Genomic DNA, 17,610 nt, shown 5'->3' on the forward strand with positions numbered 1-17,610 from the left:
GTCTATTTCGCTTCTTCGGCCGCTAGACCGCGCCCACCTTGGAAAGATAGCTGCGCAGGCTGTTCGGATCGATCGGCTTGTGCATCAGGTGCAACCCCTTCGAGGTGCAGGCATCCACCACCTCGTTCGACCGGTTGGCAGTGATGATACAGGCGGGAATGTTGCCAAAACGCTGGGTGATTTGTGTCACCACATTCGTGCCCAATTCGCCATGGTCCAGCTGATAATCCGCAAGGATCACATCCGGGGCGACGCCAATTTCCTCTAGCAGGGCCATTGCCTCTTGGCCGCTGGGGGAACTGATGACATCGACGGCCCATTTTTCAAGGGAAATGGTTAGGGCGTTGCGAAGCTCCACATCGTTTTCGATCAGCAGAACGATCAGGTTGCGCAGGTCTTTCTGCTTTACGCGTGCGCTGCCCAGGTTGGATTTTACCGGCGTGAACTCTTTGGTGGCCAGCGGCAGTTCAACCAGAAACCCGGTGCCCTTGCCGACAGTCGAAACCAACCGCAACGGGTGGCTTAGCAGGGCACAGGCACGTTCGACGATGGCAAGGCCAAGGCCCATGCCTTCGGCGGCACTGGCGGTGGCGTTTAGGCGCTGGAATTCGCGAAAGATCAGGTCTTGTTGTTCTTCGGGGATGCCGGGGCCGGTGTCCCATACCTCTAGCCTGACAGAGTTCTCGCGCCAGCGGGCCCCCACGACGACCTTACCGCTTTCGGTATAGCGGATGGCGTTTGTGATCAGGTTTTGAAGGATACGTCGCAGGTAGGTCGCGTCGCTCGACACGACGGCCTTGGTTGGAACAATCCGCAAATCCAGCCCCTTTTGGCGGGCGACGGGCGCCAACTCATCGCGTAGCTGTTGCAGCACGATGTTCACCGGCACAGGCGTAATGTGAACAGAGGCTTGCCCCGAGTCCAACTTCGAGATGTCCAGCAATGCTTCGAGGATATTTTCAACACTCAGCAGGGCGCGGTTGGCTTTGTCCAAAATGGTTTTCGTCTGGGCGTTGTTCTCGTCCGCCTCGACCGACGAAACGTAAAGCTTCGCCGCGGACAAGGGTTGCAGCAGGTCGTGGCTGGCAGCAGCAACAAAGCGCGATTTTGAATCGTTTGCGCGCTCTGCCTCGGACAGGGCGTCTTCCAGTTCCAGCGTGCGTTCCATGACGCGCTGTTCCAAGGTTTCGTTCGCATGATAAATTGCGCGGACGGCGGCGCGTTCTGCGGACACGTCGGTAAAGCTGATCACAAAGCCTTTGTCAGGCATTTCTTCGGCAAAGACGGCCAGAGTTTTCGACGGGCCTTGCATCATCTCAAACGACAACGGGGGGCGCGCGTGTTGGCTGGCGACCCAGTCTTCGATTTTTTGTGGGGTCACTTCTGGGGTGAACGTGATCTCGTCCCGGAAACGTTCGAACAGGGCGTTAAAGCCAATCCCGATGCGAAACCGCCCAATCGGGATAGATAGCATCGCGCCGACACGTTGGTTCCAACCGACAAGCCGCGCGCGGCTGTCGAAAATACACACGCCTTGGTTCAGATGTTCCAGCGTCGCGCGGATCAGGCGGGCCTGATCATCCAGCATCCGTTCGCGTTCTTGCCGTTCAAGCCGCATGATGTCGGTGACATCCGTTTGCAGGATCACGGTACCGCCGTCAGGGGTGCGGTGTTCGCTGACCTGCACCCAGCGGTTCCATGTCATACGGACGTTAAAGATAACGTGGTCGTCTTTGTGCCGCTCCATCCTGCGTTGCGCCCAATGGTCTGGCGTTTCGGCGTCGGGAAGGGACAGGAACCGGCTTTGGCTGACTTGGTTGACGTATTGGGTGAACGGCAGGCCCGGCTTTAGGCTGGATCGAATGTCGGGCATGTGCATGCCGAAACGGCTGTTACACATCACCAGCTGATCGTCGGTGTTGAACAAGGCGAAGCCTTCTTGAACCGTTTCAATCGCGTTGGCGAGGTTGGATCGCGCGGCTTCGGTTTCTGCGTTGGCTTCGGCCAGTTTCGCATTGGATTCATTTAACAAATCCAAAGCGCGCTCAAGGTCGCGGGTGCGGGCGCGGACCTCTTCCTCCAACAATGCGGCGCGCTGGAACTGCGCATATGCTGCGCCCGAGGCATCGGTGGATTGTTCGACCCGGCGCATCAACGCTTCGCTGATTTTCAGAAGCTTTTCGTTTTGCCGTTCAAGAGGGTCGTTCGGGTTGATCAGTGATTGGGCCACGTCACGCGCTTTCTTCTGGCGGGTAAATCGCCACACCTGTCAAAGTTTGGTTCACATGCATCGAATTCAACTGCTCGCCATAGGTCGAAAAGCCGACGACTCTGTTTTTTGACAGTATGTCAGATATGGCACCCGTCATCTGTTTTTGCTGCGCTTCAGTGCGCCGCAGCAAGCAATCGCATGCCAAAATGGCATCCGGTGTTGCGTCTGCTGAAAGCGCGGCCATTTCACGCTTTAGATGGCTGACCATGTTCTGGGGTTCGGCAAGCGTCAGGACCAAACCTTCGTCGATGGCGGAAAAAAAGATCAAGTCGCCGTTATCCGCCACCCGCTGAATAGAGCGGACGTGATGCTGCCCTCCGATACGGACCACGACAGGGTGGGCGGCAAAGGTAAAGGTGGTCAGCTGTTCGGGGTCTTTGCCCAAAATGCGCGCGTATTCCCGAGCCGCGGGTTCTGCGTTGATTTCATGCACAGTGCGGGTTTCAGGATCGGCCCCGGTGACAACCATGCGCTGTTCGGTCGGGATCAGGTGGTCGGTACGGAACACCTTAACCGGGCAGTTGGTGCGTACCTGAGTGAGCACCGCAGCGTTGGAATATGCGATGCCTTCGTGCAGGACGAATGTCTTGCCAAAACTATCGCCATCACCGGCAGAGCCGCCAAACAGGGGCACGGGGCCAAGGCCAACGGCCAATTCTGATGTCAGCTTGTCCTCTTTCGTGGACAGGCCGTCGATCACCATGAAGTTAAACTCGTTCTCCCAATCGGGCTTTTCACGGATCAGATCGTTGCGCGCACAGATCATTCGGTCGATCAGAGCCTGACTGTCGAAGTTGCTGACATCTTCGACAAGCATCGTGCGGGCGCGAAAATGGGTGCGGGGCAGGCCGACCGCTACGATTTCGCCGTCGGAATAGCCGTGCCGCGATATTTCCCCGGCAGTGGTGCAGCCGATGACCTTTGCATTCCCAAAAAGCGTTTTGGCCCTTTGGATGGTTTCCGTGATCTGCGCTTGAGGGGAGACAAACAGAATGACCACCTCAAGCGGTTCATCGCCAAGGCCCTCGGCAAGCTGCGCCAAAGGGTCTGGTGCGTCGTGTGGTGCATAGGCTGTGCGCACAATGCCCGCCGCACCAAATGGTGTGGCCGGCTGCGCGATGGACTGGTCCATCGCAGTTCCTCCCGTTGTCTTCCGGAAACGAACTCTGGCGCTTTACTGCGTGTCTTGCAAGACGCTTGAAAAGCTCGCTTCCTTGGCGATCAGTACCGCTTGCGTGCGGCTTTGAACGCCCAGTTTTCGCATGATCGCAGTCACATGTGCTTTGACTGTGGTTTCCGCGATCGTCAGGTCATAGGCGATTTGTTTGTTCAGCTTACCTTCGCAGATCAACTGAAGGATGCGCGCCTGTTGGCGGGTCAGGGTGGCAAGCCGGGTCAGCGCAACGTCATGGTTCATGGCCTTGTCGCTGCTTTCATCAAGCGCGACAAAACCGTTGGGCGTGAACACGTCCCCTGCGCGCAGGGCCTCAAACGCGGCGCGGAAGACTTCGCGCTGACTGTGCTTGGGAATAAAGCCAGCGGCGCCTGCGCGAATGGTACTGCTGATCACCCGGTCATCCGCCATCGACGAGACGACGATAACGGGCACCTGCGCGGCAGTTTTCAGCCGGACAAGGCCATCAAGCCCGTCGACATCGGGCAGGTTCAGGTCCAGCACAACCATATCGGGGCTACCATGTTCGGCGACATGGTTCAGCGCCTGTTCTAGGCTGGCGGCGGTTTGAATTTCACGGATATCGGCGACGGCCTGCAGGGTCATGGACAGCGCATCGCAAAAGAGCGGATGATCATCCACGATAAGAGCGGATGTGAACTCTTTATCTTGTGAACCTGTCGAGGGGTCGTTCATTTCTACTCCAAAAATGGGAATTACCGATACAGTCATCTAGCGTAGCAGTGGACCCAACTTAAGAACACTTGCCCTTTGGTAGTAGACGCAAAACGCGCGCCCGGTAAGGGGCGCGCGCAATTTTAGCAACGTTCGTTCGTCTTAGTTGGCGGATGCCAACGCTTTAGGAAGCTTGAACGTCCAGACCATGCCACCCTGGTTCAGGTAGTTGACCTTCTTGGCAACTTCACCACCCCAAAGTGGAACAGCACCGCCCCAGCCAGAGATGACCGAAACATACTGCTCGCCGTCCTGTTCCCACGTCACAGGCTGACCAACGATGCCCGAACCCGTCTGGAACGACCACAGCTCTTCGCCGGTTTCATCGTCAAACGCGATAAAGCGACCTTCAGGTGTGCCGGTGAACACAAGACCGCCAGCAGTGGTCATAACGCCACCCCAAAGTGGGGCATCGTTTTTGAATTCCCACTTCACTTCGCCGGAAACCGGGTCAAGCGCTTTCAGGCTGCCGATATAGTCTTCGAACAGTGGCTTGATGGTAAAGCCCGCACCAAGATAGGCCGCGCCTTTCTTATAGGTGATCGGCTCGTTCCAGATGTCCATGCCCCATTCGTTGGATGGAACGTAGAACAGGCCGGTTTTCGGGCTGTGCGCCATTGGCATCCAGTTTTTGCCGCCAAGGAAGGATGGAACAGCAAAGATGGTTTCACCCTTGTTGCCATCAGCCGCAGCAGCAGGGTTACCCGGACGGTTTTCTTCGTTGAAGATTGGGCGACCGTTTTCATCGATGCCAGCTGCCCAGCTGATGTCTTTTACGAATGGGTGCGCGGCAACGAATTTACCGTCTTCGCGATTCAGAACGTAGAAGAAGCCGTTACGGTCAGCCGTACCAAAGCGTTTGTTGCCTTCGGGATCGGTGTAAGCAACGACTTCGTTCACACCGTCAAAGTCCCAGCCTTCGCGCGGTGTGGTCTGGAAGTGCCACTTGATTTCGCCCGTCGCGGGATCGATGCCGATACGCGATGCGGCGTAAAGGTTATCACCTTTGTTGCCTTCCATCGGCGTACCAGCGTCACGCAGGTGACTGTTCCAAGGGGCAGGGTTACCTGTACCGAAAATCAGCGTGTCTGTGTCAGCGTCGTAAGAGCCACCCAACCAGGTCGCGCCGCCGCCAGTTTTCCACATGTCACCGGGCCAAGTTGCGTTCAGGGTACCGGTCATGGTGGATTCTTCACCATTCAGGGTGCCCATGTGGCCTTCGATCACCGGACGTGTCCAAACTACTTCGCCGGTTTCGGCGTCACGTGCCTGAACTTCGCCAACGATACCGAATTCACCGCCAGAGTTACCGGTAATGATCAAGCCATTCACGATCAGCGGAGCAGCCGTGTAGGAATAGCCTGCCTTGTAGTCGGCAATTTTCTTGTTCCAAACCACGTCGCCGGTTTTCAGGTCTAGCGCAACGATGCGTGCATCCAACGTACCGAAGTAGATGTTGTTGCCATAGATTGCGCCGCCACGGTTGATAACGTCACAGCAGGGCAGGATGCCTTCGGGCAGGCGGGCATCGTACTGCCAAACTTCTGCGCCGGTTTTCAGGTCGATCGCGTACATGCGCGAATAGGACCCGGTGATGTACATCATGCCGTCATAAATAAGCGGCTGAGTTTCCTGACCACGCTGCTTTTCGCCACCCAGCGAAAAGGCCCAAGCGGGGACAAGGTTGTCCACGTTGTCTTTGTTCAGCGTTTCCAGCGGGCTGAAGCGTTGCAAATGCCGCCCCATACCGTTTGTAACGATCTGGTTTGTGATTGACTGGTCGTTACGCAGGTCATCTTCTGTCACTTCAGCGTGTGCAACACCTGTTGCCAGTACGCTTGCCGCAACAGCTATAATAAACCGGTTCATCGGTTTCCTCCCTATGCTGTCTTCTTAGCCGCCTGAACACCCGCGTGGGCGGGACCCTCGGCTGGGTCGCATTATCAAGTGAGCGATGCGCCCGCGAAATTGCACAAAGGTAGTAGAGGGCCCGAGGGGCTCGCATTACATAAGATGCTGCCTGTCTTTGACCGGTGCAGGCGGCTGGCTAAAACTTGTTCGCAGAACCAATCCTTTGGTCCTATTCATGTTGCCGCGCATGGTGGTATTCTAAAAGAAATGGGAGGAATATCATGACGTCACTCAAGTCACTGTTGGGGGCGGCCGTTGCTGTTGGAATTTCCGCAGTATCGGCTTTTGCTGAAACGCCTGTGCTGCGGGCGGCTGTGCTGGAATACGGCACGGTGAACTGGGAACTGGACACCATTAAGCATTATGGTCTGGATGCCGAAAATGGCTTCACTTTGGATGTTCAGGGTGTCGCGGGTGGTTCGGCCGCTCAGGTCGCGTTCCAAGGCGGCACTGCAGATGTGATCGTGTCTGATTGGCTGTGGGTGGCGCGTCAGCGCGCGGCGGGCAAAGACTTTGTGTTTATCCCGTATTCCAAGGCCGTGGGTGGCGTTTTGGTGCCCGAAAACAGCAGCGCCCAATCGCTGAGCGATCTTAAGGGCGGCAAAATTGGTATTGCAGGTGGCCCGCTTGATAAAAGCTGGCTGATCCTTCGTGCTTATGCGCAGCAAGAATACGGAATGGATCTGGCCGCGCAGACTGAACAGGTATTTGGCGCGCCGCCGCTGATCTTCAAAACGGCACTGTCTGGTGACTTGGATGGCGCGATCAATTTCTGGCACTTCATGGCCAAGATGGAAGCAGCAGGCATGCGTAAGCTGGTTGATGTTGCGGATGCTGCGGCTGCCCTTGGGCTTGATCCGGAAACCCCGCTGTTGGGCTATGTCGTGAAGGGCGAACTGCTGCGCGACAATCCCGATCTGATCCACGGTCTGGCCAAAGCTTCGCGTGGGGCGAAAGACCTGTTGGCAAGCGACGATGCGGCGTGGGAGCGTTTGCGCGAGCGGATGAAAGCCAGCAACGAGGCGCAGTTTGACGGGCTGAAGGCTGGGTTCCGCGCTGGTATTCCAGCGGCCGGTCCCGTTGATGAAGCTGCGGCGGATCGTATGCTGCAACTGATGGCGCGTCTGGGCGGTGCTGACCTTGTTGGAGAGGCGACGACTCTGCCTGACGGTCTGTTCGTTCAGCCGGGTAGCTGATCAAAACGATGAACGGCGCAGTCGCTAATACTCAGTCAAAGGACAGCGGCAACGCTGTCCTTTCGCTTGATCTGCAAGGGATGTCGTTCAAGGACACGCCGATTTTGGGCGCGCTTTCGTTTCAGGTTTTTCCGCATGAAACGCTTGCAATTACCGGCCCTTCGGGTGTCGGTAAGTCAACGCTGCTTAGGATAATTGCCGGGCTAGAACGTCGGTTTAAAGGTGACGTGCAAGCCCCTGATAATATTGGATTTGTATTTCAAGAGCCAACGCTTTTGCCGTGGCGAAATGCGCGGCAGAACATCTGCCTGACGGCACATGTAGACGCCACCATAGCTGAGGCCGCCCTTGGCGAAGTTGGGCTGGGCGGGCTGGGGGATCGGTTCCCGATGCAGCTGTCACTTGGTCAACAACGCCGCCTGTCTTTGGCGCGGGCCTTTGCCAGCAGACCTGCGGTTTTGTTGATGGATGAACCCTTTGTCTCTCTCGACCCGGCACTATCGGATGAGATGATGAGCGTCTTCGAAGATTTGCGCGCCCGCACCGACGTCGCAACCGTTCTTGTCACCCATGTAGAGGCCGAGGCGAACAGGCTTGCTTCGCGTATCATAACGCTGGAAGGCACACCTGCGCAGATCGTAGATGAACGTCAGAATGCTGGGGCGTATTTCCAGTTGTCGGCGTCGGGTGTGACCTCATCCAGATCATAATCGGCGGCCTTTAACCGCCGGGCGATCTTTAGGCCATCTTCGGCGGCTTCATCGACCAGTTGGCGGCCGCGCGTTTCGTCTTGGGCGACGCCATGCCCACGCATCAGATCAATCCCATAGTTGAACTTGCCAACAGGGTCGCCCGATTCAGCGGCCTTACGGTCCCATTCTGCCGCGGCCTCTGGGTTGTATTCGCCGCCTAAGCCGTTGTTATCAAGCTGGCTCATCCAGGTCATTGCGCCTGAATACCCGGCTTCGGCGCAGACTTCGAATAGCTCGCGCGCCATTTCGTGGCGACCGCTTTTGGTGATCAGATATCCAGCCGCGCAGGTGGTCATGTCGGGCTTTCCCCGGCGGATGTTTTCCATCACACGGCCCATGGTCATTTCCTCGGGGTTTAGCGTGCCGCCCGTGTCAGCCATTGCAGGCGAAACCAGAAATGCCGACAGAATTAATGTGCGTTTGAACATTGCAACCTCCGTAATGGGTGGAGTTTAGCAAATCGCGTGTGCCGTTTCATCGGCGCTATGGTCGTAGAACAGGTCAGCCTTTACGCCGTATCATCCCACGCGCTGGATCATAGCCCCACAGGGCAAGGGCAAGGAAGAACACGGTGGCCAGCAACGTCCACAGTAACGCCCATGGGTTCCACTGCTGATACAGCGCGAAACGGATCAGTTCGACCGCATGTGTGAACGGGTTCACTGCGCAGATATCGCGCAACAGGGTGGAGCTTTCGGCCATTTTCCACAGCGGATAAAGCGCGGATGACATGAAGAACATCGGGAAGATCACGAAGTTCATGACGCCTGCAAAATTTTCTAGCTGCTTAATGAAAGACGACAGCGCCAGCCCGAGCGCGCCCAGCATGACGCCCGCAATCACCAGTGCGGGCAGGGCAAGCACGTATCCAAGCCATGGAACCGTAATCCCCAACATCGCAGCGATCGCCAGAAAAGCGTAAACCTGAAGGATCGAAATCGCAGTGCTGCCGATCAGGCGGCACAGCAAAAGCCACCATCGTGGCAGGGGGCTTGTTAGCAAAAGCCGCATCGACCCCATTTCGCGGTCATAGACCAGCGACAGCGACGATTGCATCCCGTTGAACAGCAGGATCATGCCGCAAAGGCCGGGCACGATGTAGATCTCGTAGGTGATATAGGTCTGATATGGCGGGATGATCGAAAGGCCCAGTGCTGCGCGAAACCCCGCAGCAAAGACCAAAAGCCAGACCAACGGACGCACGAGAGCGGCAAGGAAGCGTTCGCGTTGATGCACAAAGCGCAGGGCCTCTCGCAGGACAATGGCGCGCAGTGCCGTAAGCCAACCGCTCATGATTTGGTGCCTGTCATATCAAGGAAGACATCCGCGACGGGCCGGTCTTGGGCGATATCGGACGTGATGCCGTCCGCCAGAATTTGGCCGCGATGCAGAATGACCAGCCGATCATCCGGGTAAATCTCATCCGTCAGATGGGTGGCCCATAGGACAGTCAGGTTTTCGGATTGCGACAGGGAATGCACATGTTCGGTGATCGCCCGGCGCGCGGCGGCGTCAAGACCGACGGTGGGTTCGTCCAGTAACAAAACCTCGGGCGCGTGGATAAGGCTGCGGGCGATTTCGGTGCGACGGCGGTGCCCGCCGTTCAGGTTGCGGGTCACTTCGTCTGCGCGTTCCAGCATATCAAGCTTTTCCAGCGCGGCGTCGATCCGCACCGCCGCGTCGCGCCCGGAAATGCCGTGAAGGGCTGCGAAATAGAACAGGTTGCGGCGCACTGTCAGGTCCAGATCAAGCGTCGTTTGCTGAAACACGACCCCGATTTTCGCAAGGGCAGCGCGCGGTTCGCGCGACAGATCATGACCGGCAACTGTGATCGAACCTTCAGACGATGTGAACAGGCGCGTCAGCAAGCCAAACAAGGTGGATTTGCCCGCGCCATTTGGCCCAAGCAGTGCGCAGAAGTCGCCGCGCGCGATGTCGAAACTGACACCGTTCAGCGCGCGTTTGGTTCCATAGGAAAACCCAAGCTTCTGGACAGTAAGCCCGGTCACGTCGATCCGCTCCGCAAAACTGTATCCTCCCCCAAGGCCCATCCATCTTGGTCGTAGTATTCACGGGCTGGGCGCATAAGCAAACCCTTTATGCAGGAAAATAGGGCACTTACGGGCGCAGTGCGGCCCCCCAAGGGAAACGTCCGACTTTGACCGACTTAATCGGTTTGCGCTTTGCCACATCAATAACGGTGACGTCGCCTGACACGCCATTCGTTGTGAACAGCAGGCTTTTGTCAGCGGAAAACGCCATGTGCCAGACGCGGCGACCGACCAGAATGTAGTCTTCGACTTCAAAGGTTTCGGCGTTCACGACGGCAACGTGGTTCGATGGGCCAAGCGCGACAAAGACGGTTTTTTCGTCGGCGGTGAATTCAAACCCAACCGGCTGGACGCGGTCAGGGTGGACGCCTTGCACCTCAAACTGGATTTTGCCTTTTTCGGCTTGGGTGGCCGTATCAAAAACAGAAACGGTTCCGCCGATTTCGGCACTGACCCACAATTCAGAGCCGCCTGCGGTGAATTCGGCGTGGCGTGGGCGCGAGTCGACCAATGTGTTGGCGAAAATCTCGCGCGTTTCCGTGTCGATCCAGTGGGCCATGTTGGTCGTTTCAGAGGTGGTGATAACAACGGCACCATCTGGCGACACGGCCATGCCTTCCGGTTCGATCCCGACGTTGATCTGGGCGATGACTTTGCGGGTTTCGGTGTCGACCACGGTTGTGACGGCATCATCTTCGTTGGCGATGTAAAGATGCTTGTCGTTGGGGTGCAGGATGAACTGTTCGGGGTCTTCGCCGGACGGAAGGTCGTGCAGGATGTCACCGGTTTCAGGGTCCATCACCTGTACCGTGTCGCTGTCCGAAGCGCAGATATAAACCCGGCTGTAATCCTTTGAAAACGTAATGCCACGCGGGCGTTCGCCGGTTGGAATCGTGCGAGTGACCTCTAATGTTTCCACATTGATCACGCTGATTGTGTCGTCTTTTTCATTGGTGACCCAGATTTCGGACGCTAAAGCAGGGGAGCTTAACATCAGGGCCACCGCGGTTACGGCACGTATCATGGTTATTCCTTAAATGCGGTGCATTTGCTTTCAGGGCGATCCAGACCCAGCGTATCAAGCTCGGTCATTTGGTGTAGATACCCATCGATGGGCGCCTGCGCGACAAGCGCGCGGTCTGTGACAATCGGGATGGGCTGGCGCAGTTGGCCGTTCCAGTCGCGATAATTCATTGGCCGCCCCTTAAATCCGCCCAACTCGAACGCGTCTGACAGGATGAAGCTGCGCAGGTCTTCGATCTGGTTGGAACCGGTGCGTGTCACGGCCTCGCCGATTGTGCGCAGGGCGGCCCAAGCGGCGTAGTCCTTTGAGCGCATGTCGCGCCCGGTGTGGTCATGGAACCTGCTTTGCAACTGCGCCGCGCCCCATTGTTCGACCACATGCGACCACGCTTGGGGGACCATGCCTTCCGATCCCGCGATGGGGCGGGGCAGCCATGTGTTATAGGCGATGTAACGCCCGAAATCACCGATCTCATCCGCGACCAACAGAACGTCGTGATCTTTGAAGTCCTGCGTGAACAGCGGAACCTCTTGTGCTGCGTTCCGGCGCATATCCGCATCGAAGACCCAGGTTTTTTCGTCCTGAATGGTCAGGCCGAACTTCCAGGCCGAGTATTTCAGGGCGTCGGAAAAACGGATGTCGCTTTCATGTGTGCCAGAGACGAGCGCAAGGTCGCTCCATTTTTTGCGGCCCAGAAACTGAATCAGCGCGTCGCTGCGCATCACGTCGGATGGAATGCTATGCAGCAGGTTCGCCCTGCACGCGTCGTTGCGCAGTTCCACATCTGGGGCGGCAACATTGAAGATCAGCGCGCCTTCGGCTTCGGGCAAATCCGCGACGCGCAAGATGTCGGCGGCAGGGGCATCCAACACAATGAAGGGCGACAGGTTCAGCGCCTCTTGGGCTGCACCCAACAGATCGCCACCAATTGGAACGTCCTGTAATTCCATTGAATAGTTGTGCCCAAGGAATTGGCCGGTTGTTTGGTTGTCTTTCAATCCAACTTCGGCACCAGCGGGCCCCAAGTTTTCGGGGATCGGGTCAAGGTTCGACAAGACGGGGGGCTGTTTCACCTGTTGGCGAAGATAGGTAACGAGAACATCCACATCAGCGCGCGCGTTTGAGCCGGTGATCACAAACAATGCAGCCGTGCTGGCCAAAAGACGCATTAGGCGCATTACTCATCCTCCCATTTGGCGCAGGCTATCAACCTTCGCCCGATATCCGCCATTGGACGAAAGTCGGATTCCACATTCATCTTAAACCAAGGTCGAATAGTCGCAGGTTTGATGGCGTTGTATCAGCGGCCGGAACCTTGAACGGGAGGATGATATGTTCTTGAGAAAGCAGTGGGCCGTGCTGGGTCTTGTGGCCGTCGCAGGTATGGCCAACGCACATGGCGATGTCACACCACAAGCCATCAACACCGACGCGTTGCCCGATGTTGGCGAAGAGTGGCTAACGGAAAACCCATATCGCGGTATGGAAGAAGACGTTTGGAAAACATCGATTGATATCGGTGACTCCGGCTATAACCAAAACTGTGCGCGTTGCCACGGCTTGGGCGGTGTGTCGGGCGGTCTTGCCCCCGATCTGCGTTACCTAGAGGCCGAAGAATACGGTGACGAATGGTACATTGAACGTTTTCGGACCGGCTATACCCAGAACGGGATCACCAAGATGCCAGCGTTCGGTGAATTGCTGGGTCAGAAAGCCGCTTGGGCGATCCGCACTTATATCGAAACACGCCCGGATGACGGTGCACTGGATGATTTCAGCGCGCGCCTGAAAGAAATCCGTGACGAATTAACTGTTTGGAGTGAAGCTGCCCCTGACGCAGCAGCAGTTGCCGCGGTTCAGGCTGAATTGGCAGAGATTGCCGGTCAGGTTGAAACCGGGTCCGGCGCGCCAATCGCCGACAGTGTGGCGCTTCGCGCTGCCAATCTTATCGCTGGGGATGCACCTAACTTTCACGGTGCAGCCGAAGCTTTGACAATCGGCCTGTCTGCAGCGCAGTAGGCCGGAAGGGGGCACATGTATCGGTCAGCCAAAAGCCTGATTTTCTCCCTGTTGGTGGGGGCCGTTGCTGGCGGTCCCGCTCTGGCCCGATGTGCCGATCATGTGCCCCAACCTAAACCGCAAAACGTGGCCCGCGATATCGTTGGGGCCGACCTTGATACCATTCAGGAACGAGGTTTCATGACGTTTGCGGCATACGAGGATTTCCCGCCGTGGTCGTATATGCACGACGGCAAACCGGCCGGCGTTGATATCGAAATCGGCAAGATCATCGCGGAAGAACTGGGCGTTGACGCGCGCTTTACCCTTGTGGGGGCGGGTGAAACGTTAGAGGCCGATTTGCGCAATTGGGTGTGGCGTGGCCCGATCGTTGGCGGGGCTGTGGCCAACGTGATGCTGCATGTTCCATATGACAGCGAGTTTGGCTGCCGGGTCGAGCAGGTGGTCTTTACCGGCCAGTACCATGTCGAAGAAATCGCAATCGCGTATCGCAACGATGCCTATCCCGAAGATCCGCCGGTACCGGCCTATTTCCGGTTCGATACGGTTGCGGTTGAAAACGATTCCATCGCGGATTTTTACCTGACATCCTTTCCGGGCGGACAGCTTTCACACAACGTCCGGCGGTTCCCGACATCGACGGACGCAATGCAGGCGCTTGACACTGGGGCGGTCAAAGCTGCGATGGGCGCGCGGGCAGAGTTGGAAGCCGGTTTGACCGATCAGCTGAGCCTCCATTCGCCGCCATTGCCGGGGTTCGCCGTCGGAAAATGGACGGTGGGTGTGGGTATTCACTTTGCATATCGCCCGCTAGCATACAGTGTAGATGATGCAATTTATCGCGCCATTCAGGATGGCCGCATTGAACAGATTTTTAAGAACCATGGGCTGACGTTTTCGGCTCCTGAACTTCGTTAACTACGCCCTTGGTCGAATAGCTTGATGGGCGGCGATTTCTTATCGTGTCGCTCAAAGACTGGGAGAATGAGCGAATGAAACTAAACGAATCAAGAGACATCGCAGCGGACCGCAGTGCGGTTTGGCAGGCTTTGCTTTCCGCGGATGTGTTGAAAGAATGCGTTCCCGGTTGCGAAGAGATGACAGGCTCGCCCGAAGAAGGGTTCGAAGCCACCGTGGTTCAGAAAGTTGGCCCCGTTAAGGCCAAGTTCAAAGGGGCTGTTACCCTGACCGATGTGGTCGAGGGTGAAAGCTGTGTGATTTCGGGTGAAGGCAAGGGCGGCGCAGCCGGTTTTGCGAAAGGCGGTGCCAAAGTGGTGTTGGAGGACATCCCCGGCGGCACCCGTCTGACCTATGATGTGGACGCGAAGGTTGGCGGTAAGCTTGCTCAGCTTGGCAGCCGCATTATCGATGGCTTTGCACGGAAAATGGCGGACCAATTCTTTGATCGGTTCCAGCAAACCGTAGAAGGGCCCGCCGAGGAAACCGTTGCAGAAGCAGCGGAAGCGCCTGCGGAAGAGGGTGAAAAGAAAAAAGGTTGGCTGAAGCGTATTATTTCAAGCTGACCTCAAACGAAAATCTAGGGAGAACCGTATGTCAAAAATATCCATGACCGTTAACGGGAAGTCGGTTTCCGGCGAGGTTGAAGGACGCACCCTTTTGGTGGAGTTCCTTCGCGAAGACCTTAAGCTGACCGGCACCCATGTGGGGTGTGACACCAGCCAGTGTGGCGCATGCACCGTGCATGTGGACGGCAAGCAGGTGAAATCATGCACCATGTTCGCAGCCGAAGCCGATGGCGCAGAGGTTAAGACGATCGAAGGCGAAGCAAACGCCGATGGCTCGCTTTCTGTGGTTCAGCAGGCATTCCAAGATTACCACGGCCTTCAGTGCGGTTTCTGCACGCCGGGCATGGTGATGGCCGCGACTGCGCTGTTGGGCAAGAACCCAAAGCCAACCGAGCTGGAAATCCGTGAGCATCTGGAAGGCAATATCTGCCGCTGCACCGGGTATCACAACATCGTCAAGGCCATCATGGCAGCCTCCGGTCAGGACGTTCCTGCCGTTGCCGCCGAATAATAGATAGAATTTTAGGGAGGACACCATGCCGAAAGACGGAGGCATTGGCGCCAGTACCAAACGGCGCGAGGACGTACGGTTCCTGACCGGTAAAGGTCGTTACACCGACGATATCAATCTGCAAAACCAGACTTACGCCTGGTTTGTGCGCTCGGACATTGCGCACGGCACAATTCAAAACATTGACACGTCTGATGCGGAAAGCATGGACGGTGTTGTTAAGATTTTCACATCGAAAGACTTCGAAGCCGCGGGCGGTATTCCGTGCGGCTGGCAGGTGACAGACCGCTTTGGCCAGCCGATGCAGGAACCAAAGCACCCGATCCTTGCCGAAGGCAAAGTGCGCCACGTTGGCGATCCGATCGCGGTTGTTGTTGCCGAGACACTTGAACAAGCCCGCGATGCGGCCGAAGCGATCGACATCGACATCGATGAGCTTGAGCCCGTGTTGGACATGAAAGCCGCCATTCAGGATGGCGCGACCAAGGTTCACGACGATCTGACATCGAACCTTTGCTACGACTGGGGTTTTGTCGAAGAAAACCGCGAAGCCGTGGACGAGGCGATCAAGAACGCCCATCACGTCACAACGCTGGAATTGGTCAACAACCGCCTTTGCGCCAACCCGATGGAACCGCGCGTTGCCGTTGCTGACTACAGCCAAGCCAACGACGAATACACGCTGTACACCACATCGCAGAACCCGCATGTGATCCGGCTTTTGATGGGCGCATTCGTGCTGTCGATCCCAGAGCATAAGCTGCGTGTTGTTGCCCCGGACGTGGGCGGCGGTTTCGGCTCTAAGATCTATCACTACGCCGAAGAAGCGTTCGTGACACACGCGTCCAAAATCGTTGGCCGCCCGGTTAAGTGGACCTCGACCCGTTCCGAGGCGTTCATCTCGGATGCGCACGGTCGTGACCACGTGACCAAGATCGAACTGGCAATGGACGAGAACCACAAGTTCACCGCGGTACGGACCGACACATACGCCAACATGGGCGCCTATCTGTCTACGTTCGCACCGTCGATCCCAACATGGCTGCACGGCACGCTGATGGCGGGTAACTACACCACGCCGCTGGTTTACGTGAATGTGAAAGCCGTGTTCACCAACACGGTTCCGGTCGACGCCTATCGCGGTGCCGGTCGCCCAGAAGCAACCTTCCAGTTGGAGCGTGTGGTCGACAAAGCCGCCCGTGAAATCGGGATGGACCCGGCCGAACTGCGCCGTTTGAACTTCATCAAGCCGGATCAGTTCCCATACGACACGCCTGTTGCTGTGACGTATGACACGGGTAACTACCACGCGACCCTCGATAAGGGTCTAGAGATGGTGGACTACGCCAACTTTGATGCCCGTGTCGCTGAAAGTAAGGCACGCGGTAAACTGCGCGGCCTTGGTCTTGCACACTTCATTGAAGCCTGCGGTATTGCGCCATCCAACCTTGTTGGTCAGCTGGGCGCACGCGCCGGTCTGTATGAATCCGCCACCGTGCGGGTGAATGCGACAGGTTCGATCAGCGTCATGACAGGTAGCCACAGCCACGGGCAGGGGCATGAAACCTCGTTCGCGCAGGTTGTCGCGGAAATGATCGGTATCGACGCAAGTCAGGTTGATATCGTTCACGGCGACACCTCCAAAACGCCAATGGGCATGGGTACTTACGGGTCGCGGTCTATCGCGGTTGGTGGTTCGGCCATGGTCCGCGCGACCGAGAAGATCATCAACAAGGCCAAGAAAATCGCGGCCCACCTGATGGAAGCTTCTGAAGGCGATATCGAACTGAAAGACGGTCAGTTCACCGTCGCGGGCACCGACAAATCGGTTGCTTGGGGCGATGTGACACTGGCGGCCTATGTTCCGCACAACTATCCGCTGGAAGAGATCGAGCCTGGGTTGGAAGAAACGGCGTTCTATGATCCGTCGAACTTCACCTATCCCTCGGGCGCCTACATTTGCGAGGTCGAGGTTGATCCCGACACCGGCAAAGTAGACGTGCTTGGCTTTATCGCGGCCGACGACTTTGGCAACGTCATCAACCCGATGATCGTTGAAGGTCAGGTTCATGGCGGAGTGGCACAGGGTATCGGCCAGGCGATGCTGGAAAACACTGTTTTCGACGAAAACGGCCAGCTTCTGTCGGGCAGCTTCATGGATTACGCCATGCCACGCGCATCCGACATGCCGATGTTTGATGTTGATCACTCTTGCCAGACCCCTTGCACGCACAACCCGCTTGGCGTGAAAGGCTGTGGCGAGGCTGGTGCGATCGGTTCGCCGCCCGCAGTGGTCAACGCGGTGATCGACGCGCTTCAGCGTGGCGGTTACGATGTCGATCACATCGATATGCCCGTGTCGCCGTCCCGTGTTTGGGAAGCCATGAACAAATAAGCCGCAACCGGCGCCCTGTCCGAAACGCATCGGGCAGGGACCCT

General features: G+C 57.1%; 16 protein-coding genes. 7 read left to right on the plus strand and 9 right to left on the minus strand.

Annotated elements, in window-relative coordinates:
- Nucleotides 1-22 precede the first annotated feature (22 nt).
- From COL8621_RS06690 to COL8621_RS06705, 4 genes are all read right to left on the minus strand, one after another.
- Entirely contained in the window at nt 23-2,230 is a 2,208-nt protein-coding gene (locus tag COL8621_RS06690; protein ID WP_093966491.1) for a hybrid sensor histidine kinase/response regulator, read from the minus strand.
- Nucleotide 2,231: 1 nt separating this feature from the next.
- Nucleotides 2,232-3,404, minus strand: coding sequence for an FIST N-terminal domain-containing protein (locus tag COL8621_RS06695; RefSeq protein ID WP_093966492.1), 1,173 nt, complete (start codon nt 3,402-3,404; stop codon nt 2,232-2,234).
- 42 nt (nt 3,405-3,446) lie between these two features.
- Nucleotides 3,447-4,142 carry a response regulator gene (locus tag COL8621_RS06700; protein ID WP_093966493.1) on the minus strand — a complete coding sequence of 232 codons (696 nt, stop codon included), beginning with the start codon at nt 4,140-4,142 and terminating at the stop codon, nt 3,447-3,449.
- 141 nt (nt 4,143-4,283) lie between these two features.
- Entirely contained in the window at nt 4,284-6,050 is a 1,767-nt protein-coding gene (locus COL8621_RS06705) for a PQQ-dependent methanol/ethanol family dehydrogenase (protein WP_093966494.1), read from the minus strand.
- 263 nt (nt 6,051-6,313) lie between these two features.
- Here COL8621_RS06705 and COL8621_RS06710 point away from each other — a divergent pair, with 263 nt between their 5' ends.
- Nucleotides 6,314-7,288 (plus strand): ABC transporter substrate-binding protein, encoded by a 975-nt coding sequence (locus COL8621_RS06710; RefSeq protein ID WP_093966495.1) that lies wholly within the window; start codon nt 6,314-6,316, stop codon nt 7,286-7,288.
- A gap of 8 nt (nt 7,289-7,296) precedes the next feature.
- Nucleotides 7,297-7,998 carry an ATP-binding cassette domain-containing protein gene (locus tag COL8621_RS06715; RefSeq protein ID WP_093966496.1) on the plus strand — a complete coding sequence of 234 codons (702 nt, stop codon included), beginning with the start codon at nt 7,297-7,299 and terminating at the stop codon, nt 7,996-7,998.
- On the opposite strand, the gene COL8621_RS06720 is transcribed toward COL8621_RS06715, so the two are convergent.
- From COL8621_RS06720 to COL8621_RS06740, 5 genes are all read right to left on the minus strand, one after another.
- Complete coding sequence (locus tag COL8621_RS06720) at nt 7,938-8,468, minus strand: tetratricopeptide repeat protein (protein WP_093966497.1); 531 nt, start codon at nt 8,466-8,468, stop codon at nt 7,938-7,940. The genes COL8621_RS06715 and COL8621_RS06720 overlap by 61 nt on opposite strands.
- A gap of 73 nt (nt 8,469-8,541) precedes the next feature.
- Nucleotides 8,542-9,333: a lanthanide ABC transporter permease protein PedC gene (locus COL8621_RS06725; RefSeq protein WP_093966498.1), complete on the minus strand. Its 792-nt coding sequence runs from the start codon at nt 9,331-9,333 to the stop codon at nt 8,542-8,544.
- Nucleotides 9,330-10,049, minus strand: coding sequence for a lanthanide ABC transporter ATP-binding protein PedB/LutE (locus COL8621_RS06730; RefSeq protein ID WP_093966956.1), 720 nt, complete (start codon nt 10,047-10,049; stop codon nt 9,330-9,332). Before COL8621_RS06730 ends, COL8621_RS06725 begins: the two co-directional genes overlap by 4 nt.
- Nucleotides 10,050-10,158: 109 nt before the next feature.
- A complete protein-coding gene (locus COL8621_RS06735) occupies nt 10,159-11,115 on the minus strand; it encodes a YVTN family beta-propeller repeat protein (RefSeq protein ID WP_093966499.1) in 957 nt (318 codons plus the stop codon).
- A 2-nt stretch (nt 11,116-11,117) separates the two neighbouring features.
- The gene (locus COL8621_RS06740) at nt 11,118-12,293 is read right to left on the minus strand and encodes a lanthanide ABC transporter ABC transporter substrate-binding protein PedA1 (protein WP_306345712.1); all 1,176 of its coding nucleotides are present in this window, start codon (nt 12,291-12,293) and stop codon (nt 11,118-11,120) included.
- A gap of 154 nt (nt 12,294-12,447) precedes the next feature.
- Here COL8621_RS06740 and pedF point away from each other — a divergent pair, with 154 nt between their 5' ends.
- From pedF to COL8621_RS06765, 5 genes are all read left to right on the plus strand, one after another.
- Complete coding sequence (gene pedF, locus COL8621_RS06745) at nt 12,448-13,134, plus strand: cytochrome c-550 PedF (protein WP_093966500.1); 687 nt, start codon at nt 12,448-12,450, stop codon at nt 13,132-13,134.
- A gap of 15 nt (nt 13,135-13,149) precedes the next feature.
- Nucleotides 13,150-14,052, plus strand: coding sequence for a substrate-binding periplasmic protein (locus tag COL8621_RS06750; protein ID WP_093966501.1), 903 nt, complete (start codon nt 13,150-13,152; stop codon nt 14,050-14,052).
- Between the two features lie 74 nt (nt 14,053-14,126).
- Nucleotides 14,127-14,657 carry an SRPBCC family protein gene (locus COL8621_RS06755; protein WP_093966502.1) on the plus strand — a complete coding sequence of 177 codons (531 nt, stop codon included), beginning with the start codon at nt 14,127-14,129 and terminating at the stop codon, nt 14,655-14,657.
- A 28-nt stretch (nt 14,658-14,685) separates the two neighbouring features.
- A complete protein-coding gene (locus tag COL8621_RS06760) occupies nt 14,686-15,171 on the plus strand; it encodes a (2Fe-2S)-binding protein (protein ID WP_093966503.1) in 486 nt (161 codons plus the stop codon).
- Between the two features lie 25 nt (nt 15,172-15,196).
- Nucleotides 15,197-17,566, plus strand: a complete 2,370-nt coding sequence (locus COL8621_RS06765; RefSeq protein WP_093966504.1) for a xanthine dehydrogenase family protein molybdopterin-binding subunit — start codon at nt 15,197-15,199, stop codon at nt 17,564-17,566.
- The last annotated feature ends 44 nt before the right edge of the window (nt 17,567-17,610 follow it).

Origin of the sequence: Actibacterium lipolyticum, assembly GCF_900184935.1 — a bacterium.
In the GTDB taxonomy this organism is placed as follows: Bacteria; Pseudomonadota; Alphaproteobacteria; order Rhodobacterales; family Rhodobacteraceae; genus Actibacterium_A; species Actibacterium_A lipolyticum.